This is a genomic window from Paractinoplanes globisporus DSM 43857 (assembly GCF_000379645.1).
Taxonomy (GTDB): domain Bacteria; phylum Actinomycetota; class Actinomycetes; order Mycobacteriales; family Micromonosporaceae; genus Actinoplanes; species Actinoplanes globisporus.
The window spans coordinates 105,709-123,878 of sequence record NZ_KB903339.1 but is presented as its reverse complement, the minus strand read 5'-3'; the positions used below and the strand labels follow the sequence as shown (position 1 = coordinate 123,878).

The window sequence follows — 18,170 nt, the reverse complement described above, 5'->3', positions numbered from 1 at the left end:
CTGATCGGGCGGCTCGTCCCGGCCTTGAGCCCTTTCCCGGGTGCCGGACCGGTGCCGGCCGTAGGATTCGCCGGAACTTTCCGGGCCCGAAGGGCGACTGAGACCTCGTGACGTTCACAACGAAGCTGATGACCAAGCGGGTGGCGACGGTGGCCACCGTCGCGGCGTTCGCGGTGCTGGGCGTGTCGGCCCCGGCGTTCGCGCACGTGGAGGTGTCCGCCGACAAGACGACCGCCGGCGCGGAGAACGTGACGCTCACGTTCAACGGCGAGGCCGAGAACGACAAGGCCGGGATCAAGTCGGAACGGGTGGTGCTGCCCGCCGGCATCGACCCCGCGAGCGTGACCCTGGTCAAGGCGCCCGCCGGCTGGACGTTCACCCCCGCCGCCGACGGCTTCACGGTCGGCGGCAACGCGCTCAAGATCGGCGTCGACGCGGTCTGGAAGGTCAAGATCGCCAAGCTGCCCGACGGCGTGACCACGCTCAGCTTCAAGACCCTCGAGACGTACGGGGACGGCGAGATCGTCCGCTGGATCGAGATCCCGCAGCCCGGCCAGGACGAGCCCGACCACCCGGCCCCGACGATCACGCTGAAGGCCGGTCCGAAGGCGGCGGCCACGACGTCGGCGACCCCGAGCGCCGCCCCCACGACGGAGTCGGCGGCCGCGCCGAGCACCGCCCCCAGCACGACAAACGTCGCCGAGATCCCCGGCGACGAGGGCAGCAGCGGCAGCAGCACGTGGTGGATCTGGGTGGTCGTGGCGGTCGTGCTGATCGGCGGCGGCGCGTACCTGGTGGTCCGGCGTCGGGCACGCGATGATGCCTGATTGACGGTTGTCAATTCTTAATCTGCCGTCAAACTCCCGTGCGTGCCGCCGTGTCCGGCCCTGCTGACGATGCGAGACATGTCCGTACGGCGTGTATCGGTCGCTCTCGCGACCCTCGCACTCATCGGGGCCGGGCTCACCGCCGCCGCTCCGACCGCCCAGGCCGCCACCAGCGTGCCCCGTTTCGACCACATCGTCCTGGTGATGTTCGAGAACAAGGCGTCCTCGCAGATCACCGCCTCCAGCGCCCCCTACTTCAAGTCCCTGGCCTCGCAGGGCGCGAGCTTCTCGCAGTCCTACGCGATCACCCACCCCAGCCAGCCCAACTACATCGCCCTGTTCTCCGGCTCCACCCAGGGCGTGACCAACGACGACTGCCCCAAGACGTTCAGCGGCAACAACCTCGGCGCCCAGCTGATCGCGGCCGGCCTGTCGTTCAGGGGCTACTCGGAGTCGATGCCGTCGAACGGTTACACCGGCTGCTCCAGCGGCACCTACCGGCGCAAGCACAACAGCTGGGTCGACTTCAGCAACGTGCCGGCGGCCAGCAATCTCACCTACGCCGGCTTCCCGTCCAGCGGCAACTACGCGTCGCTGCCGACGGTCGCGTTCGTGACCCCGAACATGTGCAACGACATGCACGACTGCAGCATCGGCACCGGAAACTCGTGGCTGCAGGCCAACCTCGACGCGTACGCCCAGTGGGCCAAGACGCACAACAGCCTGCTCATCGTCAACTTCGACGAGGACAACTCGCTGTCGCTCAACCACATCTACACCACGTTCGTGGGCGCCGGGGTCAGGACCGGCACCTACTCGGAGAAGATCACTCACTACACGGTGCTGCGGACGATCGAGTCCGCCTACGGCCTGTCCGCGCTGGGCGGCGCGGCGAGCGTCTCGCCGATCACCGACGTGTGGAGCTGACGGATGTACCTTGCCTCGGTGGAGCGTCCCGCGACACTTGACCGGACAAAAGCGACGAAAATTGCCGCCAATGTCCTGGCTCTCGGCACGGTCAGCCTGGTCACCGACGTGTCCAGCGAGATGGTCTCGGCGATCCTCCCGCTGTACCTGGTGGTCGGCCTGGGCCTCGGACCGGCCGTCTACGGCCTGGTCGACGGGCTCTACACCGGGGCGACCGCGCTGCTGCGCCTGGCCGGCGGCTACATCGCCGACAAGGTGCAGCGGCGCAAGCTCGTCGCCGGCCTCGGTTACGGCATCTCCGCCGTGGCCAAGGCCGGCCTCCTGCTGGCCGGCGGCTCGCCGGCCGGCATCGGCGCCGCGATCGTCGCCGACCGGGCCGGCAAGGGCCTGCGCACCGCCCCACGGGACGCGATGATCACCCTCTCCATGCCGGAGGAGGGACTGGGCCGGGCGTTCGGCGTGCACCGGGCCATGGACAGCGCCGGCGCGTTCGCCGGTCCGCTGGTCGCCATCGGGGTGCTCGCCGCTTCCGGCCAGGCGTTCGACGCGGTCTTCGTGGTCAGCGGCTGCGTCGCGGCGATCGGCGTGCTGGTGCTGGTCCTGTTCGTCCGGGACCGTCCTGTCCGCGTACCCGGAAAGGTCGTGAATCTCCGTCAGGCCGCCAAGCTGCTCGAGCGGGGCAAGGTGCGGCTCCTGCTTTTCGGCGCGATCCTTCTCGGCCTGTCCGCGATCGGCGACGGCTTCGTCTACCTGCTGCTCCAGCGCCGGGAGGACATCGCGATCGGCTGGTTCCCGCTGCTGGCGGTGGGCACGAGCCTGGTGTACCTGATCATGGCGGTGCCGCTCGGCGCGCTCGCCGACCGCGCCGGCCGCACCCGCGTCTTCCTCGGCGGCTATGCCGCCCTGCTGGCCGTCTACCTCATTCTGGCGACGTCGTGGTCCGGCTGGGGTGCGCTGGTCACGGTCCTTCTGCTGTACGGGGTGTTCTACGCGGCCACGGACGGCGTGCTCATGGCCGTCGCCGGTCCGCTGCTGCCGCCGGAGCTGCGCACCACCGGACTCGCCCTGATCCAGACCGGTCAGGCGGTCGCCTACCTGGTGTCGTCGGTGCTGTTCGGCCTGGCCTGGCAATGGTGGGGCGCGGCCGGCGCGACCCGGGCGGCCGTGGCGGCGGCGACGCTGACCCTGGCCGGCTCGGCCGTCATGTTCCTGCGCACGCGGCAGACTCCGGCGCAGGCGGCGGCATGAGCCTGCGCGCACGGATCCTGCTGGCCGGCGGGCTGTCGCTGGCGCTGATCGCGGCCGCGGTCGCGTACGTCGTCGTGGCGGGCCACCGCGGCTCGGCCCCGGCGGTCGCGTCGGCGGCGGTGGACGCGAGCCCGGGGGAGCGGTTGCTGTTCCGCAGCACGACCGCCTCCAGCTATGGGCGGGTCGCGACCGTACCGCGCGGGAACGGCTCTGGTCCCCGTACGGTAGCGGCCTTGGATTGTGATCGTGTCTACGCGGCCGCGAGTGCCGCGGTGTGCTTGCGGCCTGATGGACCGCTCGCCACCTACCAGCTCGCCGTCCTGGACGGCCACTTGGGGATCAAGGACACGTATCCGCTGGTGGGGGTGCCGAACCGGGCGCGGGTGTCGCCGAGCGGGCACGTGCTGGCCTGGACGGTGTTCGTGACCGGCGACAGCTACAACGGCGGCAGGTTCTCGACGCGCGTGGGCATGCTGAACACGGCGACCGGCGAGACCGTCGACACCCTGGAGACGTACGCGGTCACGGTTTCCGGCCGCGCCTACCGTTCCGTGGATCTCAACTTCTGGGGTGTCACGTTCGTCGACGACACGCACTTCTACGCCACGATGTCCACATCCGGTCGTCGTTACCTGATCTCCGGCGACGTGACCGCCCAGACCGTCCGCACCGTGGCCGAAAACGTCGAATGCCCCTCGCTGTCCCCGTCCGGGAAGAAGATCGCGTTCAAGGAGGCGATCGGCGGCGATCCCGGCAAGGGCTGGCGGCTGACCGTGCTGGACCTGGCCACGATGATCCGCACCCACCTGGCCGAGACCCGCAGCGTCGACGACCAGGCGGCCTGGTTCGACGACGCCACGGTCATGTACGCGATCCGGCGCTCGGCCAAGGCCGCCGACGTCTGGTCGGTCCCGGCCGACGGCTCGGGCGCGCCGTCCCTGCTGATCCCGGACGCGGAGTCGCCGGCCGCGCTCTGGAACTAGGCGCTAGCGCACCAGCGACCGGCTGATCACCAGGCGCTGGATCTGGTTGGTGCCCTCGACGATCTGCAGCACCTTCGCCTCGCGGAACCAGCGCTCGACCGGGTGGTCGCTGACGTAGCCGTACCCGCCGAGCACCTGCACCGCGTCGGTGGTCACCCGCATCGCGGCGTCGGTGGCGAACAGCTTGGCCTTCGCCGCCTCGATCGAGAACGGCCGGCCGGCGTCCTTGAGGCGGGCCGCCGCGAGCACCAGCGCGCGGGCCGCCGACACCTGGGTGGCCATGTCGGCCAGCATGAACCCGACGCCCTGGAAGTCCCCGATCGGCTTGCCGAACTGCTCGCGCTCCCTCGCGTACGCCGCCGCGTAGTCGACCGCCGCCTGCCCGAGCCCGACCGCGCAGGCCGCGATGCCGAGCCGCCCGGCGTCGAGCGCCTCCATCGCTATCCGGAAGCCGCCGCCCTCGGCCCCGACCAGGCGATCGGCGTCCAGGTGGAGATCGTCGAACACGATCTGGGCCGGCGCCGACGAGCGCAGGCCCATCGTGCGCTCGGGTTTCTGCGGGAGCAGCCCGGGCGTGCCGGCGTCGGCGAGCAGGCAGGAGATGCCGGAGGCGCCGGGCCCGCCCGTGCGGCAGAAGATGTTGTAGAAGTCGGCGTGCCCGGCGTGCGTGATCCACGCCTTCGTGCCGTTCACCACCCACCCGGCGCCGTCGTGGGTCGCCCGGGTCTGCAGGGCCGCGGCGTCCGAGCCGCCTTGCGGTTCCGAGAGGGCGTACGCCCCGAGCAGGTCGCCCCCGAGCATGTCGGGCAGCAGTTTGCGCTGCCGCTCGGTGCCGTGCGCGTAGACCGGGTAGCAGGAGAGCGTGTGCACGCTGACCGCCTCGGCGATGGCCAGCCAGCGCCCGGCGAGGATCTCCAGCACCTGCAGGTACACCTCGTAGGGCTGACCCGCGCCGCCGTCGGCCTCCGGGTACGGCAGACCGAGCAGGCCCGAGAGTCCCAGCGTGCGGATCGTCTCACGGGGAAAGACGCCGTGCCGCTCATGATCGTCGGCCTTGGCGGCCAACTCGCGGTCGGCGAGCTCACGGGTCAGGTCGAGGAGGTCGTACGCCTCCTCCGTCGGCAGGATCCGGTCAACCGTCACCAGTCCATCTTAACGACCGTTCAGGTGGACGGTGTCATCGACACGACCAACTTCCCGGCGACCCGGCTTTCCTCCAGGTCACGGTGCGCCTGGACGATCTCGCCGAGCGGATGGACCCGGGCGAGCGGCACCTTCGCCGTACCCGCGGCGACGGCGTCGAGAAACTCCTGGAGCACCGCCGCCGGAAGGTCGTCGGCCTCACCGCCGTAGGCGGCGAGCCGCACCCCGCGCGGCAGGTACCCGATCGGGTAGAAGTCCCGCACCAGCCACTGGTTCGACAGCATGCCGGTGAAGCAGCAGACCCCGTGCACCCGCAGCGCGCGCAGCGTGTCCGGCAGCGTCGGCGTGCCGACCAGCTCCAGCGCCAGATCCACGCCGCCGGGGACGAGCTCGCGGGCCCGCGCGGCCACCTCGCCGTCGTCGATCAGCACGTGGTCGGCGCCGACCTCGGTGAGCGCCGGCGCCTTCGCCGGGTCGCGGGTCGTGGCCAGCACGGTCAGGCCGCGGCGCTTGGCCAGGACCGTCGTGGCCATCCCGACCGAGGACGTACCGCCCCGGACCAGCAGGGACTGCCCCGGCCGGGCGTCGAGACCCACGGTGAGACTGCCGTACGCGGTCTGCAGCATCTCCGGGACCGCGCCCAGCACCTCCCACGGAAGCTCCGAGCGGAACGGGATCACCTGGCCGGCCGGCACGCACGTGTACTCGGCGTAGCCGCCGTCGAAGGTGCGGCCCATCCCGCCCATCATGGTCATCACCTGCGTGCCCGGTTCGAACTCGCCGCCGGGGGCGGCGGCCACCACGCCGGTCGCCTCGATGCCCAGCACCCGGGGGAAGACCACGCCGTCGGCCAGCCCGAGCCGGGTGTGCAGCTCCGAGCGGTTGAGGCCGGCCGCCCGCACCTCGATCAGCACCCAGCCCGGCCCGGGCTCGGGGATGGGCAGCTCACGGATCGTGAGCGCCTCCGGTGGCCCGGGTGCGTCGAGGACGACGGCGCGCATCGGGTGTCCTCCTTTGATCCTCGGTGGTGACTATTGTGGCGTGGTGACCGCACAGCCGCTGCTCGCCGTCGACGCGCCCAGCCTCTATTTCCGTGCCTTCCACGGCATTCCGGAGAAAGCGGCGCAGACCGCCGCCGGTGAGCCGGTGAACGCGGTGCGCGGGTTCCTCGACATGATCGCTCAGCTGATCCGCACCCGGCGGCCCGATCGCCTGGTCTGCGCGCTCGACGCCAGCTGGCGCCCGGCGTGGCGGGTCGCGCTGGTGCCCTCGTACAAGAAGCATCGGGTCGCCCATGGCGACGTCGAGGTCGTGCCGCCGAACCTCGAGCGGCAGATCCCCATCCTGCTCGAGGTGCTCGCGGCGGTGGGGATTCCCGCCTTCGGCGTCGACGGGTACGAGGCGGACGACGTGCTCGGCACCCTCGCGGCGACCCAGCCCGCCCCGGTCGAGGTGGTCTCCGGCGACCGTGACCTGTTCCAGCTGGTCGACGACGAGCGCGGCACGCGGCTGCTGTACTGCGGCCGGGGCGTGGCCAAGCTCGAGGACGCCGACAACGCCCTGGTTCTCGCCAAGTACGGGGTGCCCGCGCGGTGGTACGCCGACTTCGCGGCCATGCGCGGGGACCCCAGCGACGGTCTGCCCGGCGTGGCGGGGGTGGGTGAGAAGACGGCCGCGCGCCTGGTCAGCCGCTACGGCGGGGTGGAATCCATCCTGGCGGCACTCGACGATCCCGACGCCGGGTTCGCGCCCGGGCTGCGCGCCAAGCTGGCCGACTCCCGGGAGTACCTGGACAAGGCGCTGCCGGTCTGCCGCGTCGCGCTCGACGTGAAGCTGCCGTCGTTCGACCCGGCCCTGCCGCGCTCGCCGAAGGATGCGGACGCGCTGCTGGCGCTGGCCGAGCGGTGGAACCTGGCCGGTTCGGCGCGCCGCCTGGTGGACGCGCTGAGCGGGGTCGCGGCCTAGCCGTCCTGCTCCTCCGGTTTGGATGCGAACAGCGTCAACCCCAGCCGCCGCGAGAGGAAGGCCGCCGCGAGCTGGCCGCGCACGCTGTTCCCGTACGCGTCCAGGGGTGGGGAGAAAGCGGCCAGCCCGCCCTTGCCGGGGGAGACCACGATGATGCCGCCGCCGATGCCGCTCTTCCCCGGGACGCCCACGTCGTAGAGCCAGTCCCCGGACGTCTCGTAGAGGCCGGCGGTCGCCATCACGGCGAGGGTGTGGTGGCAGGCGGCGGGCCCGACCAGGCGCTCGCCGGTGCGCGGGTTCACGCCGCCGTTGGCCAGGGTCGCTCCCATGACCGCGAGGTCGGTGGCCGTGACGCGCAGGCAGCTCTGCCGCGTGTACAGGTCGACCGCCTCCGCCGGATCGCAGCCGAGGAACCCGTACGTCTGAAGAAGGTTGGCCAGGGCCCGGTTGCGGTGGTTGGTCGACGCGGCCGAGGGGAAGACCTCCTCGTCGATGGGCAGCTCGCGGCCCGCGAAGCGGGACAGCCCCTCCTGGACGAACTTCCACTTGGCCTCGACGTCGCCGCCCGGCGCGAGGCTCACGGTGCCGATCGCGCCGGCGTTGACCATCGGATTGGTACGCCCGTCCGGGGACTTCTCGACGGCGGTGGCCGAGTTGAACGGCAGCCCCGTCGCGTTGGCGCCCAGCCGGCGGCGCATCTCGCCGGCCCCGAGCGCCTCGCAGACCAGCGCGAACACGAACGGCTTGGCCACGCTCATCAGCGTGAACCCGTGATCGGCGTCGCCGGCCGCGTAGATCCCGCCGCCGACGCCGGCCGCGCACAGGCCGAACAGGTGGGCCGGCACCCGCGCGAGGGCCGGGTAGAGCGTCGAGGGCGATCCGGCGTCCTCGGTGCGGAAGCGCTCGTAGGCCTCGTCGAGACCGCGGCGGACCATCCGGGCGTCGGGCAGCCGGCCGGTCGAGACGTACCCGGCGTCCTCGTCCATGTGATCAGCGTAGATCCAGCTCGTACGTCTGCCCGATCAGGTCGGCGCCGAAGCTGTGGTGCGGTTCCTCGGCGGTGAGCCGGAACCCGCGCTTGAGGTAGACCCGCCGGGCCGCGACGAGGGGATCGTTGGTCCACAGGCGCATCCGCTGGTAGCCGGCCTTCCGCGCGAACTCGACGCACGTGTCGACCAGCTCGCCGCCGACGCCGTGGCCGCGCGCCGCCGGATCGACCAGCAGGATCCGCAGCACCGCGGTGTCGTCCTCGCGGCCGTCGACGCAGAACACGCAGCCGGCGCGCTCGCCGTCGACCTCGGCGATCCAGGCGTTCTCCCGGGCCGGGTCGCGGTCTTGGGCGTAGTCCGCCACGATCCGCGCCACGAGCGCCTCGAACGTGGTGTCCCAGCCGTACTCCGCCGCGTACATCTCGCCGTGTGCCTTGATCACCCAGCCGAGGTCGCCGGGCTGTCCGAGCTCCCGAATCATCTCCATCCCTCCGCCTCTTCACTGAAACAGTCGTTTCAGTTGGCATAATAGCGGCCGTGGCGGAGGGTCGGCGAGGGGAGTTGCTGGAGCTGGCGTACGCCTACGTCCGCACCCACGGCATCACGGACCTGTCGCTACGCCCGCTGGCGGCAGAGATCGGGTCGAGCCCGCGCGTGCTGCTGTTCCTCTTCGGGAGCAAGGACGGCCTGGTCAAGGCGCTGCTCGACCGGGCGCGCTCCGAGGAGCTCGGCCTGCTGCGGGCGCTCCCGGCCGACGCCGGCCTGCCCGCCGCGACCGAGGCCGTCTGGCAATGGCTCTCGGCCGAGGCTCACCGCCCGCTGCTGCGCCTCTGGGTCGAGGCGTACGCGAGAAGCCTGGTCGACGAGTCCGGGCCGTGGTCGTCCTTCGCCGCCACCACGGTCGCCGACTGGCTGGCGGTTCTCGCCCAGGCCCAACCTTCGTCGGTACGCGACACGCCGCCGGCGCTCACCGCACGCACGGCGGCCCTGGCCGTCCTCCGCGGCGCCCTGCTGGACCTGCTGGCCACCGGCGACGTGGCCCGCACGACCGCCGCCGTTCATCGGCAGCTCACGTCTCTCTGACCACGGCCGTCAGGCGGCTCGCCAGCGGGCGCGGGCCTCCCCGTCCCGGCGGGTGCAGCGCATCTTCTTGCCCTTGGCCGTGTAGCCGATGGCCCCTTCCGGCGCGCAGAACGCCCCCGCGCGCACGATCGGCCCCGGCGGCGCGGTGGTCGTGGGCGTCGGGGCCGGGCTGGGCGTCCTGGTGGTCGGCGCCGGGGTCGCCGGGGTCGGCTTCCGGGTGGTGGGCTTCGGTTTCGGCCTGGAACTGGTCGCTCTCGGCTTGGCTGCTGTGGTGGCCTTCTTGATCGCCGGGGTGGCCTTCTCGGTCGCGTCGGAAATGCCGGTTTCGGGCGAGGCGGACGGCTGCGAGGTGCCCGCGGCCGCCCCCGGCTGCTTGCCGCCACCGCCGGTGAACGCCCCGAGCGCCGCCGCCCCGCCGCAACAGAGCAGCGCCAGCGCGACCAGGCTGGCCACCAGGGCGTGCACGGGCTTGACCCGCCGCCTCTCCGGGCCGGCCTCGGCCTGATCGGGCAGCCGCCACGACGGTTCCTCGCTGCGCGCCGACATCGCCAGAGGATGCGCCCCGCGATAAGCCCTCGTCGATGGTCCGAACGTGCCATCCGTGCTTTGGCGCGCGTTCGATATGACGGCCGGGAAATGGTGTTGGCGGGCCAAGTAATGTTTCTGCCGTGGAAGAGATCGACCGGGCGATCGTGGGCGCCCTGACCGTGGACGGGCGCCTGTCGTACACCGACCTAGCCGAGCGCGTGGGCCTCAGCGTCTCGGCCGTGCACCAGCGGGTCCGGCGTCTCGAGCAGCGCGGCGTCATCTCGGGCTACACGGCCCGCGTCTCCTACGAGGCGCTCGAGCTGCCGCTGACCGCCTTTGTGGCGATCCGCCCGTTCGACCCGTCCCAGCCCGACGACGCCCCCGAGCGCCTGGCCCACCTGGCCGAGATCGACTCCTGCTACTCGGTCGCCGGCGAGGACTTCTACCTCCTCCTGGTCCGCGTCGCCAGCCCCGCCGACCTGGAACGCCTGCTACAAGAGATCCGCACCGCCGCGAACGTCACCACCCGCACCACGGTCGTCCTCTCCACCCCCTACGAGAACCGCCCACCCCGGCTGTCCACCCCCAAGCCCGACCCTCCGACACCACCCCCAAGCCCGAGCCACTGACCTAGCATCCTAGGACGCCCGAGCGGAAGTGCGCCCCGCCACCGCCAACGGGCCAGGCCGCCCGAGAGCCGAACACGAGGACCACTCCCGGCGCGCGGCCGAGCGGGGCGACGAGGGCCAGTCGGCGCCGGGCGAGGCCAGTGCCGGCCGACTTGGTGACCTGGCCGGTGCGTGGCGGATTCGGCTGACGCAACCCCCGCGGCCGGCCGGCCTTGCAGGGTGGAGAGGCTTACCAGCGCCGGCCCGCTCGGGGTGGCGAAGGTGGGCTTGCCAGGGCCCGGGTGTGTGCCGGGTTGCGGCTGTGGGCGGGGGCCCGTCCCGGTGGCCGATATGCCCCTGATGTCGGGAACGCGAGAGGCCCGGGTGGATCTCGCTCGTCGGCCGCGCGCCGAAGGCTGAAGACTGCGTGTTCGCAGCGCGCGGGAGGTCATCCTCGTTCGGCGGCCGCCGTCAGATCTTGTGGAGAAAGTGTTCGGCTCGAACACGACGTCTTCAACCTTGCGCGGCGGCGGGCAAGCGCCGGTAGGCAGCGACGCGGCGGCGGGCAAGCGCCGGTGGCAGCGACGCGGCGGCGGGCAAGCGCCGGCACGCGGCGGCGCGGGGAGCGGGCAAAGCGTCGGCACGCGGCGGCCCCGAGTGGGAAGCCGCTGGGCGAATAGTGCTTCGCGTTGGGCGGGGGTGTCCGCTTAGGATCGGGCGCGGTCGGCTTTCGGGGGTGTCGATGTTTGCTGGTCGGGTGCGGTTGTTGCGGCTGTTGCCGGGCCGGGGCGGCGGGCTGGTGCTGGCGCTGCTGCAAGGGGTGCGGGCGGTCATGCCGGCCCTGACGGCGGTGGCGGTGGGACGGCTGGTCACGGCTCTTTTCCAGGACGGGGGAGTGCGCGCGGCGGCGGAGGCCGCCATCGTCGTGGCGGGGCTCGTGCTGGTCGATCAGGTGGCCTGGCTGATGATCACGCCGGTGCGGACGCTGGTGGTCAAGCGGATCGACGGCGGGCTGCGGGCGCGGATGCGGGAGCTGGCGCTCGGGTTGCCCGGGCTGGATGTGCTGGAGCGCGGCGACGTGCAGGACCGGCTCGCGCGGGCGGTGGACCCGGGAATGGGGATCGCGCGGGAGCGGTCAGCGGGGAACGCGGCCGTGGGGCAGCTCGAGCTCGTGTTCCGGGTGATCAGTGCGGTCGCGGCGGCGGCGGTGCTCGCGACGTTCTCGGTCGTACTCGCCGTCGTGCTGCTCGCGGCGGCGCTTGGCATGCGGGCGGTGCTGCGGCGGCAGTGGATGCGGATCATCGACAAGCTCGACGCGGACACGGCGGGACAGCGGTACGAGTACTACGTCGCCTCGCAGGCGGTGATGGGCGCGGCCAAGGACGTGCGGCTCTACGGGCTCAGCGACTGGTTCGCCGGCCGGTTCCGGGCCGCGGCCGTGCGGACGTACGGGCCGGTCTGGCGGGAGATGCTCGGGGTGCTGCGCCGGCAGTGGGCGATCGTCGGCGGCTCGCTGCTCATGGGGGCCGCGGTGCTGGCGGCGCCGGCCGTGGCGGTCCTCGATGGGCGGCTCGAGCCGGGGCGGCTCATCACGTATGTGCTCGCCGGGTTCGGGGTGCTGGCGATCAGCGCGATGGGCATGGAGGCGTACGACATCGAGTACGGCCTGCGGGGGCTCGCCGACGCGGACGCGCTCGTCGAGGCGTACGGGAACAAGCAAGCGCGACCCGGCAGCGAGCCGGCGGCGGAGGCACCGGGCGTGACCCTCGAGAACGTGGTTTTCCGGTATCCGGGGGCCGTCGCGCCGGTGCTGGACGGGCTCACCCTGACCATCGCGCCGGGCGAGGTCGTGGCGGTCGTCGGCGAGAACGGCGCGGGGAAGACGACGCTGGTCAAGCTGCTGACGGGGCTCTATCGGCCGGAGTCCGGCCACATCGCGGTGGGCGGGGTGGAACCGGGAGTGCGCCGGCCGGCCGCGACCGTGCTTTTTCAGGATTTCGTACGGTATCCCGCCTCGCTGCGGGAGAACGTGACCGGCGGCGCGGGCGGGGACGACGCCGATGTGCGGGAGGCGCTGCGACAGGCGGGCGGCGACGAACTGCCCGCGGACCTGGACACGCTGCTGTGGCGGGAGGGCGAGGCCGGTACGGATCTCTCCGGCGGCCAGTGGCAGCGGGTGGCGCTGGCGCGGGCGTTGTACGCGGTCGGCACCGGCCGGCGGCTGCTGGTGCTGGACGAGCCGACCGCCAACCTCGACGTGCGGGCGGAGGCGTCGTTCCACGAGCGGGTGGTGGCGCAGGTGCGCGACACCACGACGATCCTCATCTCCCACCGCCTGTCGACCGTGCGGTTCGCGGACCGGATCGTGGTGCTGCACGACGGCCAGGTGGCCGAGGACGGAGATCACGACGCGCTGATGGCGCTGGGCGGCCGCTACGCGGAGTTCTTCACGACGCAGGCGGAGGCGTTCCGGGCATGAGGGACTGGTTGCGGCTGCTCGGGCACGTGACGCGGCAGACGCTGCGGTCCGGCCGGCGGTCGGCGGTGGTCCTGGCCGGGCTGACGGTCGGCCAGGCGGCGGTGATCGCGGCGATGGCGCTCAGCCAGCGCGCCCTCGTCGACTCCAGCGCCGCCCACCGGGTCGCCGGGGTGGTCGCCGCGGTCGTGGTGGGCGCGGCCGCGTACGCGATCATGGCGGCGACCGGCCGGATCCGCGGCAATCTGATGATCATTCTGGTGGCGCGGACGCGGGCCCGGCTCTCCGAGGAGATCCAGCGGCGGGTCTCGTCGATCCCGACGCTCACCCACCTCGAGCACGCGCCGCACATCGACCGGTGGAACCGGATCTTCGACAGCTCGGGGGCGATCGCGGCGATGCCGTGGTCGGCGCTGGACTCGGTCGTGTCGGTGCTCGGGCTGGTGGTCACCGTCGGGCTGCTCGTGTCGGTGAGCCCGTGGCTGGTGCTGCTGCTCGTGCTGGCGGTGCCGCTGGTGCTGGCCAACCGGTGGGCGGACCGGGCGCTGCGGGATGCGCGGGACGCGGGGACGCCGCTGCTGCGCCGGTCGACCCGGCTGCACGAGCTCTGTGTCACCCCGGAGCCGGCCAAGGAGGTGATGCTTTCGGACGGTGGGGCGGAGCTCGGCCGGGAGGCGGGGCGGCTGTGGGATCAGGCCGCTCGGCAGGAGGCCGCGGCCCAGTTGCGGGGAGCGGTCCGGCGCAGCCTGGCCTGGGCCGTCTACGCCGCCGGTTTCGCCGTGGCGATGGTGATCGTCGCGGATCTGATCCACTCGGGGGCGGCCACGGTCGGTACCGCGGTGCTGGTCGTTTCGCTGGTCACGCAGCTGCAGAGTCAGCTGCGGCAGGTGCTGGACAGCATGGCGGTCGCGGCGGAGGCCGGGCACGCGGTGTCGCACTACTGGTGGCTGCGGCGGTACGCGGAGTCGTTCTCGGCGGAGGGCGCGGCACCCCCGGCGGCCCTGGTCGAGGGGATCACGCTCGACGAGGTGAGCTTCCGGTATCCGGGGGCCGGGGACGACGCGTTGCGGTCCGTCTCCCTGAGCCTGCCGGCCGGGAGCACGGTGGCGATCGTGGGCGCGAACGGGGCCGGCAAGTCCACCCTGATCAAGGTGATCACCGGGCTCTACGCGCCGACCGGTGGGTCGGTCGCGGTCGACGGCGTACCCGTGTCGGATTTGTCGCCCGAGATGTGGAGGGCGCGGCTTTCCGGTGTTTATCAGGATTTCGCCAGGCTGCGGCTGCGGCTGCGCGAGACCGTCGGTGTCGGGCAAGTCCGTTTTGTCCGGCAGGGCGCCGCGGTGGGGGAGGCGATCGAGCGGGCGGGCGCACCGCTGCTGACCGGGCTCGAGGGGCAGCTGGGCGCCGAGTTCGGCGGGCCCGAGCCGTCCCTGGGCCAGTGGCAGCGCCTGGCCGTCGCCCGGTCGCTGATGCGCGAGGTGCGAGGCGATCTCCCGCCGCTGTGCGTGGTGCTGGACGAGCCGACGGCCGCCCTCGACCCGCTCGCCGAGCGGGAGATGTTCGAGCATTTCGTCGGCCAGGTGCGCGCGGCCCGGCTGCGGGGCGCCGTCACGGTCCTGGTCTCGCACCGCTTCACGACCGTACGCATGGCCGACCACATCGTCGTGCTGGACGACGGCCGGGTCACCGAGCAGGGCAGCCACGCGGACCTGATGGCGGCCGGCGGCGGGTACGCCGAGCTCTACCACCTGCAGGAGCGCGCCTACCGCTGAGGCAGGTCGGCCCGCGCGCACTCGGTGACGTACGGCAGCTCGAACTCGGTGCGTCCCACCAGGTCGGGGTGGGTCGCGACCAGCTTGCGCACCTCGGAGAGCACCGCCGCCCGCTCGTCGGCCGGCAGCAGGATGATCGCGCTGCGGGAGGCGACCAGGTCGAGGAGCCGTTCCGGCCCCAGCGTCGTCGACCAGCGGAAGTACTCGATCTCGACCGGCCCGAACGGCGCGCCCACGGTGGTCTGCCGGTCGCGTTCCTCGGAGCCGATGATCTCGCCGAGCCGGCGGACCCACGGCACGGTCTCGTCGCGCAGGTTCCACACCAGGCCCAGCCGCCCGCCGGGGGAGAGGATCCGGGCCACCTCGGGGACGGCGCGGGCCGGGTCCACCCAGTGCCACGCCTGCGCGACCAGCACGACGTCGGCCGAGTCCTCGGGCATCGGGATCCGCTCGGCCGACCCGATCAGCACCGGCACGCCGGGCACCGACAGCGTGAGCTGGGCGAGCATCCGCTCGGACGGGTCGACCGCGGTGACCTCGAGCCCGCGGGCCCGGATCTGGCGGGTGAGCTTGCCGGTGCCGGCGCCCAGGTCGACGACCCGGGGGCGGCCGGCGGGCAGCAGCCAGTCGAGGGCGGCGGCCGGGTAACCGGGCCGGCCCCGCTCGTAGATCTCGGCGGCGCGCCCGAAGGAGTTGGCGTTCGCGGAGTGATCGTGGTTGTCCACGGCCAAGATCCTAGGACGCCGCGGATGTTTCAGACCCCGTCTCCTGGGCACTTCCTTGTTGGATGACAACCAAGGAGGGTTGAGCCGATGAGCTTCACCGACAAGGTCCGGAACGAGGCCGAAGAGCTGTCCGGCAAGGCCAAGCAGACCGTCGGCCGTGCCACCGACAACGAGAGCATGGTGGCCAAGGGCGAGGCCCAGGAGAGGGCCGCCGAGGCTCGCAAGGCCGCCGAGCATGTCAAGGACGCCGGCCGGGACGCGCGCGACGCGCTCGACTGAGCCGACCCGCGCTGATGGCCGATCAGGCCCTCGGTAAGGGATGAGAAGGCCCCGGGACAATGTCGTCCCGGGGCCTTCTCACACCCCCTCATTCAGCAGTGGCCTCCTGCTTGCGCCACCAGTCCTGGCCGGACTGCGGCAGCGTGTCGATCGGGTCGTAGTACGCGTACAGCTTGGACAGCGCCTCGTCGTCGTCCCGCTCGATCGACGTGCGGTAGTTCTTGGTCCAGTACGAGATGCCGTGCTCGCGGTCGTACTCGTTGAGCATGTGCACCCACCGCTTGCCGACGAACGGCACGTCGCACACGATGCGCGGGGTCGCGTAGCCGGGGAGGTAGCCCATCATGTCGTGCTGCAGCTGCTGGGCGTGCCAGACCGGGACCCGCCAGTGCTCGGCGTTGGGGATCATGTCGCACATGTAGAAGTAGTACGGCAGGATGCCGGCCTCGCCCTGCAGCCCGAAGCACAGGTCGAGCAGGTCTTCCGTGGTCGCGTTGACGCCGCGCATCAGCACGCCCTGGTTGCGCACGTCCCGCACGCCGACCTCGAGCATGGTCTGGGTGGCCTTCGCGACCAGCGGGGTCAGCGAGTTCACGTGGTTGACGTGGGTGTGCACGGCCAGGTTGACCCCGCGCCGCGACGCGGTGATCGCCACCCGCTGCATGCCCTCGACGACGTCGGGCTGCAGCCAGTGCTGGGGCAAGCCCATCAGGGCCTTGGTGGCCAGCCGGATGTCGCGCACGGTGGGCACCGACAGGATCCCCATGAGGTACGTCTCGAGCTGCTTCCACGGCACGTTCGCCACGTCGCCGCCGGACACCACCACGTCCCGCACGCCGGGGTGCGCCTTCAGGTAGGTCAGGTGCGCCTCGTACCGGTCGACGGGCTTGAGCGACAGGCGCAGCTTGTCGACCGTGGGCGTGCTGTTGCCGACCAGGTCCATCCGGGTGCAGTGGCCGCAGTACTGCGGGCAGGTCGACAGCAGCTCGGCGAGGACCTTCGTCGGGTACCGGTGGGTGAGCCCCTCGGCGACCCACATGTCGTGCTCGTGCAGCGAGTCGCGGGTCGCGTGCGGGTGTGACGGCCAGACCGGGTCACGGTCGGAGGCCACCGGGATCATGTAACGCCGGACAGGGTCGGCGTAGAACGACTCCGTGTCGGGGGTCTGGCCGGGCACCATGGTGTTGAGCATCTGCGGCGGGATCAGCATCGACATGGTCGCCTGGTGCTGCTGGTCGTCGAGCAGGTCGTCGTAGAACCGATCGTCGAGCAGGTCGCCCATGAGCGCGCGCAGCTGCTTGATGTTCTTGACGCAGTTGACCCGCTGCCACTGGGCGGACTCCCACTGCGCCGCCGTGACGTCCCGCCATCCGGGGAACCTGGTCCAGTCGGGCTCGACCAGGGGCCGTCGCTGGTAGTCGTAGGGCTGACCGGTCGCAACGGTCATCGGTGCCTCCCGGGTGGATGCGCGGACTGGACCAACGTACTGGATAATTTTTCGTCTAGAAACCGTGAGTCCGGAGGATTTACGGTAGGACGGCGCTACAAGCCCTTGATTTCTGGTGGAGGTGGGGTAGATGTCGGCTTCTGTGGGCCTGGACCGGGTCCTCGAGCCCGCGGGAGTGCTCCCGCAGGCGGCGTGGCGGCTCGACGCGCGCCCCGAGATCGCGGCCGACGAGGTGCGCATCGCGGTCGAGCGGCTCAACCTCGACGCCGCCAGCTATCGGCAGCTCGCGACCAAACACGAGGGCGACGGCGACGCGATCCGCGCCGAGGTGCTCGAGATCGTGGCGACCCGGGGCAAGATGCACAACCCGGTCACCGGCTCCGGCGGCATGCTGATCGGCGTCGTCGAGGAGGTCGGCTCCGAATCACCGCTGCCGCTCAAGCCGGGCGACCGGGTGGCCACGCTCGTCTCGCTCACCCTGACCCCGCTCCGGATCACCGACGGCCTCGCGAGCTGGGACGGCAAGTCCGAGCAGGTGCCCGCGCGGGGCACCGCGATCCTGTTCGGCCGCTCGGTGGCCGCCGTCCTGCCCGCCGACCTCGCCCCCGAGCTGGCGCTGGCCGTCTACGACGTCTGCGGCGCTCCCGCCCTGACCGACCGCGTGGTCCGCGACTACGAGGGCGAGGAGGTGACGGTCGCGGTTCTCGGCGGCGCCGGCAAGAGCGGCTCGCTCTCGCTCACCGCCGCGCGCCTGGCCGGAGCCCGTACGGCCGCCGTGGTGGTGAATGACGACGAAGCCGGACGTGTCCGCGACGCGGGGCTGGCCGATGCCGTGGCGGTCGCCGATGCCCGCGATCCGGTCGAGGTCTCGCGCCAGGTCACCGAGGCTCTCGGCGGGCCGGCCACGATCACGGTCGTCTGCGTGGACGTCCCCGGCTGCGAGCACGGCGCGATCCTGTCCACCGCCCCCGGCGGCACAGTGATCTTCTTCTCGATGGCCACCAGCTTCCCGGCCGCCGCCCTGGGCGCCGAGGGCCTCGCCGCCGACGTCACGATGCTGATCGGCAACGGGTACCTGCCCGGGCACGCCGAGTTCGCGGTCGATCTGCTCCGCCGTGTCCCGGCGGTCCGGCGACTGTTCGAGGCACGCGTCGCGGGACACTGACGCCT

Annotated in this window: 18 protein-coding genes; 11 read left to right on the top strand and 7 right to left on the bottom strand. The window is 72.1% G+C overall.

Features of this window, described 5'->3' with window-relative positions; all coding sequences use genetic code 11:
• Window positions 1–107 precede the first annotated feature (107 nt).
• The 4 genes from A3CQ_RS0142665 (at window position 108) to A3CQ_RS0142650 (ending at window position 3,985) form a co-directional block, all read left to right on the top strand.
• Window positions 108–827, top strand: coding sequence for a DUF1775 domain-containing protein (locus tag A3CQ_RS0142665; protein ID WP_020517100.1), 720 nt, complete (start codon window positions 108–110; stop codon window positions 825–827).
• A gap of 78 nt (window positions 828–905) precedes the next feature.
• A complete protein-coding gene (locus A3CQ_RS0142660) occupies window positions 906–1,754 on the top strand; it encodes an alkaline phosphatase family protein (protein ID WP_020517099.1) in 849 nt (282 codons plus the stop codon).
• Window positions 1,755–1,772: 18 nt separating this feature from the next.
• On the top strand, window positions 1,773–3,002 hold the full coding sequence (locus tag A3CQ_RS0142655; RefSeq protein WP_245577603.1) for an MFS transporter: 1,230 nt from the start codon (window positions 1,773–1,775) through the stop codon (window positions 3,000–3,002).
• Window positions 2,999–3,985 (top strand): TolB-like translocation protein, encoded by a 987-nt coding sequence (locus tag A3CQ_RS0142650; RefSeq protein WP_020517097.1) that lies wholly within the window; start codon window positions 2,999–3,001, stop codon window positions 3,983–3,985. The genes A3CQ_RS0142655 and A3CQ_RS0142650 overlap by 4 nt, the downstream gene beginning before the upstream one ends.
• A 3-nt stretch (window positions 3,986–3,988) precedes the next feature.
• Here the strand turns inward: A3CQ_RS0142650 and A3CQ_RS0142645 are convergent, their stop codons facing one another.
• Both A3CQ_RS0142645 and A3CQ_RS0142640 read right to left on the bottom strand, forming a co-directional pair.
• Entirely contained in the window at window positions 3,989–5,128 is a 1,140-nt protein-coding gene (locus A3CQ_RS0142645; protein WP_020517096.1) for an acyl-CoA dehydrogenase family protein, read from the bottom strand.
• 20 nt (window positions 5,129–5,148) lie between these two features.
• Entirely contained in the window at window positions 5,149–6,129 is a 981-nt protein-coding gene (locus A3CQ_RS0142640) for a zinc-binding alcohol dehydrogenase family protein (protein WP_020517095.1), read from the bottom strand.
• Window positions 6,130–6,169: 40 nt separating this feature from the next.
• On the opposite strand from A3CQ_RS0142640, the gene A3CQ_RS0142635 reads away from it, so the two are divergent.
• Entirely contained in the window at window positions 6,170–7,093 is a 924-nt protein-coding gene (locus A3CQ_RS0142635; RefSeq protein ID WP_020517094.1) for a 5'-3' exonuclease, read from the top strand.
• Here A3CQ_RS0142635 and glsA read toward each other — a convergent pair.
• Window positions 7,090–8,079, bottom strand: a complete 990-nt coding sequence (gene glsA, locus A3CQ_RS0142630; protein ID WP_020517093.1) for a glutaminase A — start codon at window positions 8,077–8,079, stop codon at window positions 7,090–7,092. The genes A3CQ_RS0142635 and glsA overlap by 4 nt on opposite strands.
• Before the next feature lie 4 nt (window positions 8,080–8,083).
• Entirely contained in the window at window positions 8,084–8,569 is a 486-nt protein-coding gene (locus A3CQ_RS0142625) for a GNAT family N-acetyltransferase (RefSeq protein ID WP_020517092.1), read from the bottom strand.
• A gap of 50 nt (window positions 8,570–8,619) precedes the next feature.
• Between A3CQ_RS0142625 and A3CQ_RS0142620 the strand changes: the two genes are divergently transcribed.
• A complete protein-coding gene (locus A3CQ_RS0142620; RefSeq protein WP_211216787.1) occupies window positions 8,620–9,165 on the top strand; it encodes a TetR/AcrR family transcriptional regulator in 546 nt (181 codons plus the stop codon).
• 9 nt (window positions 9,166–9,174) lie between these two features.
• Here the strand turns inward: A3CQ_RS0142620 and A3CQ_RS56010 are convergent, their stop codons facing one another.
• Window positions 9,175–9,711, bottom strand: a complete 537-nt coding sequence (locus A3CQ_RS56010; RefSeq protein WP_020517090.1) for a hypothetical protein — start codon at window positions 9,709–9,711, stop codon at window positions 9,175–9,177.
• A gap of 122 nt (window positions 9,712–9,833) precedes the next feature.
• Between A3CQ_RS56010 and A3CQ_RS0142610 the strand changes: the two genes are divergently transcribed.
• From A3CQ_RS0142610 to A3CQ_RS0142600, 3 genes are all read left to right on the top strand, one after another.
• Entirely contained in the window at window positions 9,834–10,322 is a 489-nt protein-coding gene (locus A3CQ_RS0142610; protein ID WP_020517089.1) for an Lrp/AsnC family transcriptional regulator, read from the top strand.
• 736 nt (window positions 10,323–11,058) lie between these two features.
• Window positions 11,059–12,780, top strand: coding sequence for an ATP-binding cassette domain-containing protein (locus A3CQ_RS56005; protein WP_169516360.1), 1,722 nt, complete (start codon window positions 11,059–11,061; stop codon window positions 12,778–12,780).
• Window positions 12,777–14,549, top strand: coding sequence for an ATP-binding cassette domain-containing protein (locus tag A3CQ_RS0142600; RefSeq protein WP_157296993.1), 1,773 nt, complete (start codon window positions 12,777–12,779; stop codon window positions 14,547–14,549). The genes A3CQ_RS56005 and A3CQ_RS0142600 overlap by 4 nt, the downstream gene beginning before the upstream one ends.
• Here A3CQ_RS0142600 and A3CQ_RS0142595 read toward each other — a convergent pair.
• Window positions 14,540–15,274, bottom strand: a complete 735-nt coding sequence (locus A3CQ_RS0142595) for a class I SAM-dependent methyltransferase (protein WP_020517086.1) — start codon at window positions 15,272–15,274, stop codon at window positions 14,540–14,542. The genes A3CQ_RS0142600 and A3CQ_RS0142595 overlap by 10 nt on opposite strands.
• An 87-nt stretch (window positions 15,275–15,361) precedes the next feature.
• On the opposite strand from A3CQ_RS0142595, the gene A3CQ_RS0142590 reads away from it, so the two are divergent.
• On the top strand, window positions 15,362–15,553 hold the full coding sequence (locus tag A3CQ_RS0142590) for a CsbD family protein (protein WP_020517085.1): 192 nt from the start codon (window positions 15,362–15,364) through the stop codon (window positions 15,551–15,553).
• 88 nt (window positions 15,554–15,641) lie between these two features.
• Here A3CQ_RS0142590 and A3CQ_RS0142585 read toward each other — a convergent pair whose 3' ends face one another.
• On the bottom strand, window positions 15,642–17,000 hold the full coding sequence (locus tag A3CQ_RS0142585) for a KamA family radical SAM protein (protein WP_020517084.1): 1,359 nt from the start codon (window positions 16,998–17,000) through the stop codon (window positions 15,642–15,644).
• Window positions 17,001–17,130: 130 nt separating this feature from the next.
• Between A3CQ_RS0142585 and kdd the strand changes: the two genes are divergently transcribed.
• Entirely contained in the window at window positions 17,131–18,165 is a 1,035-nt protein-coding gene (kdd, locus tag A3CQ_RS0142580; protein WP_084699471.1) for an L-erythro-3,5-diaminohexanoate dehydrogenase, read from the top strand.
• Window positions 18,166–18,170 lie beyond the last annotated feature (5 nt).

What these genes read in the sequence shown, in the direction of transcription:
- A3CQ_RS0142640 (WP_020517095.1), bottom strand. Translation starts at nt 6,129, where the DNA reads ATGCGCGCCGTCGTCCTCGACGCACCCGGGCCACCGGAGGCGCTCACG.
- A3CQ_RS0142590 (WP_020517085.1), top strand. Translation starts at nt 15,362, where the DNA reads ATGAGCTTCACCGACAAGGTCCGGAACGAGGCCGAAGAGCTGTCCGGC.
- A3CQ_RS0142585 (WP_020517084.1), bottom strand. Translation starts at nt 17,000, where the DNA reads ATGACCGTTGCGACCGGTCAGCCCTACGACTACCAGCGACGGCCCCTG.
- kdd (WP_084699471.1), top strand. Translation starts at nt 17,131, where the DNA reads ATGTCGGCTTCTGTGGGCCTGGACCGGGTCCTCGAGCCCGCGGGAGTG.
- A3CQ_RS0142650 (WP_020517097.1), top strand. Translation starts at nt 2,999, where the DNA reads ATGAGCCTGCGCGCACGGATCCTGCTGGCCGGCGGGCTGTCGCTGGCG.
- A3CQ_RS0142625 (WP_020517092.1), bottom strand. Translation starts at nt 8,569, where the DNA reads ATGGAGATGATTCGGGAGCTCGGACAGCCCGGCGACCTCGGCTGGGTG.
- A3CQ_RS0142660 (WP_020517099.1), top strand. Translation starts at nt 906, where the DNA reads ATGTCCGTACGGCGTGTATCGGTCGCTCTCGCGACCCTCGCACTCATC.
- A3CQ_RS0142600 (WP_157296993.1), top strand. Translation starts at nt 12,777, where the DNA reads ATGAGGGACTGGTTGCGGCTGCTCGGGCACGTGACGCGGCAGACGCTG.
- A3CQ_RS56010 (WP_020517090.1), bottom strand. Translation starts at nt 9,711, where the DNA reads ATGTCGGCGCGCAGCGAGGAACCGTCGTGGCGGCTGCCCGATCAGGCC.
- glsA (WP_020517093.1), bottom strand. Translation starts at nt 8,079, where the DNA reads ATGGACGAGGACGCCGGGTACGTCTCGACCGGCCGGCTGCCCGACGCC.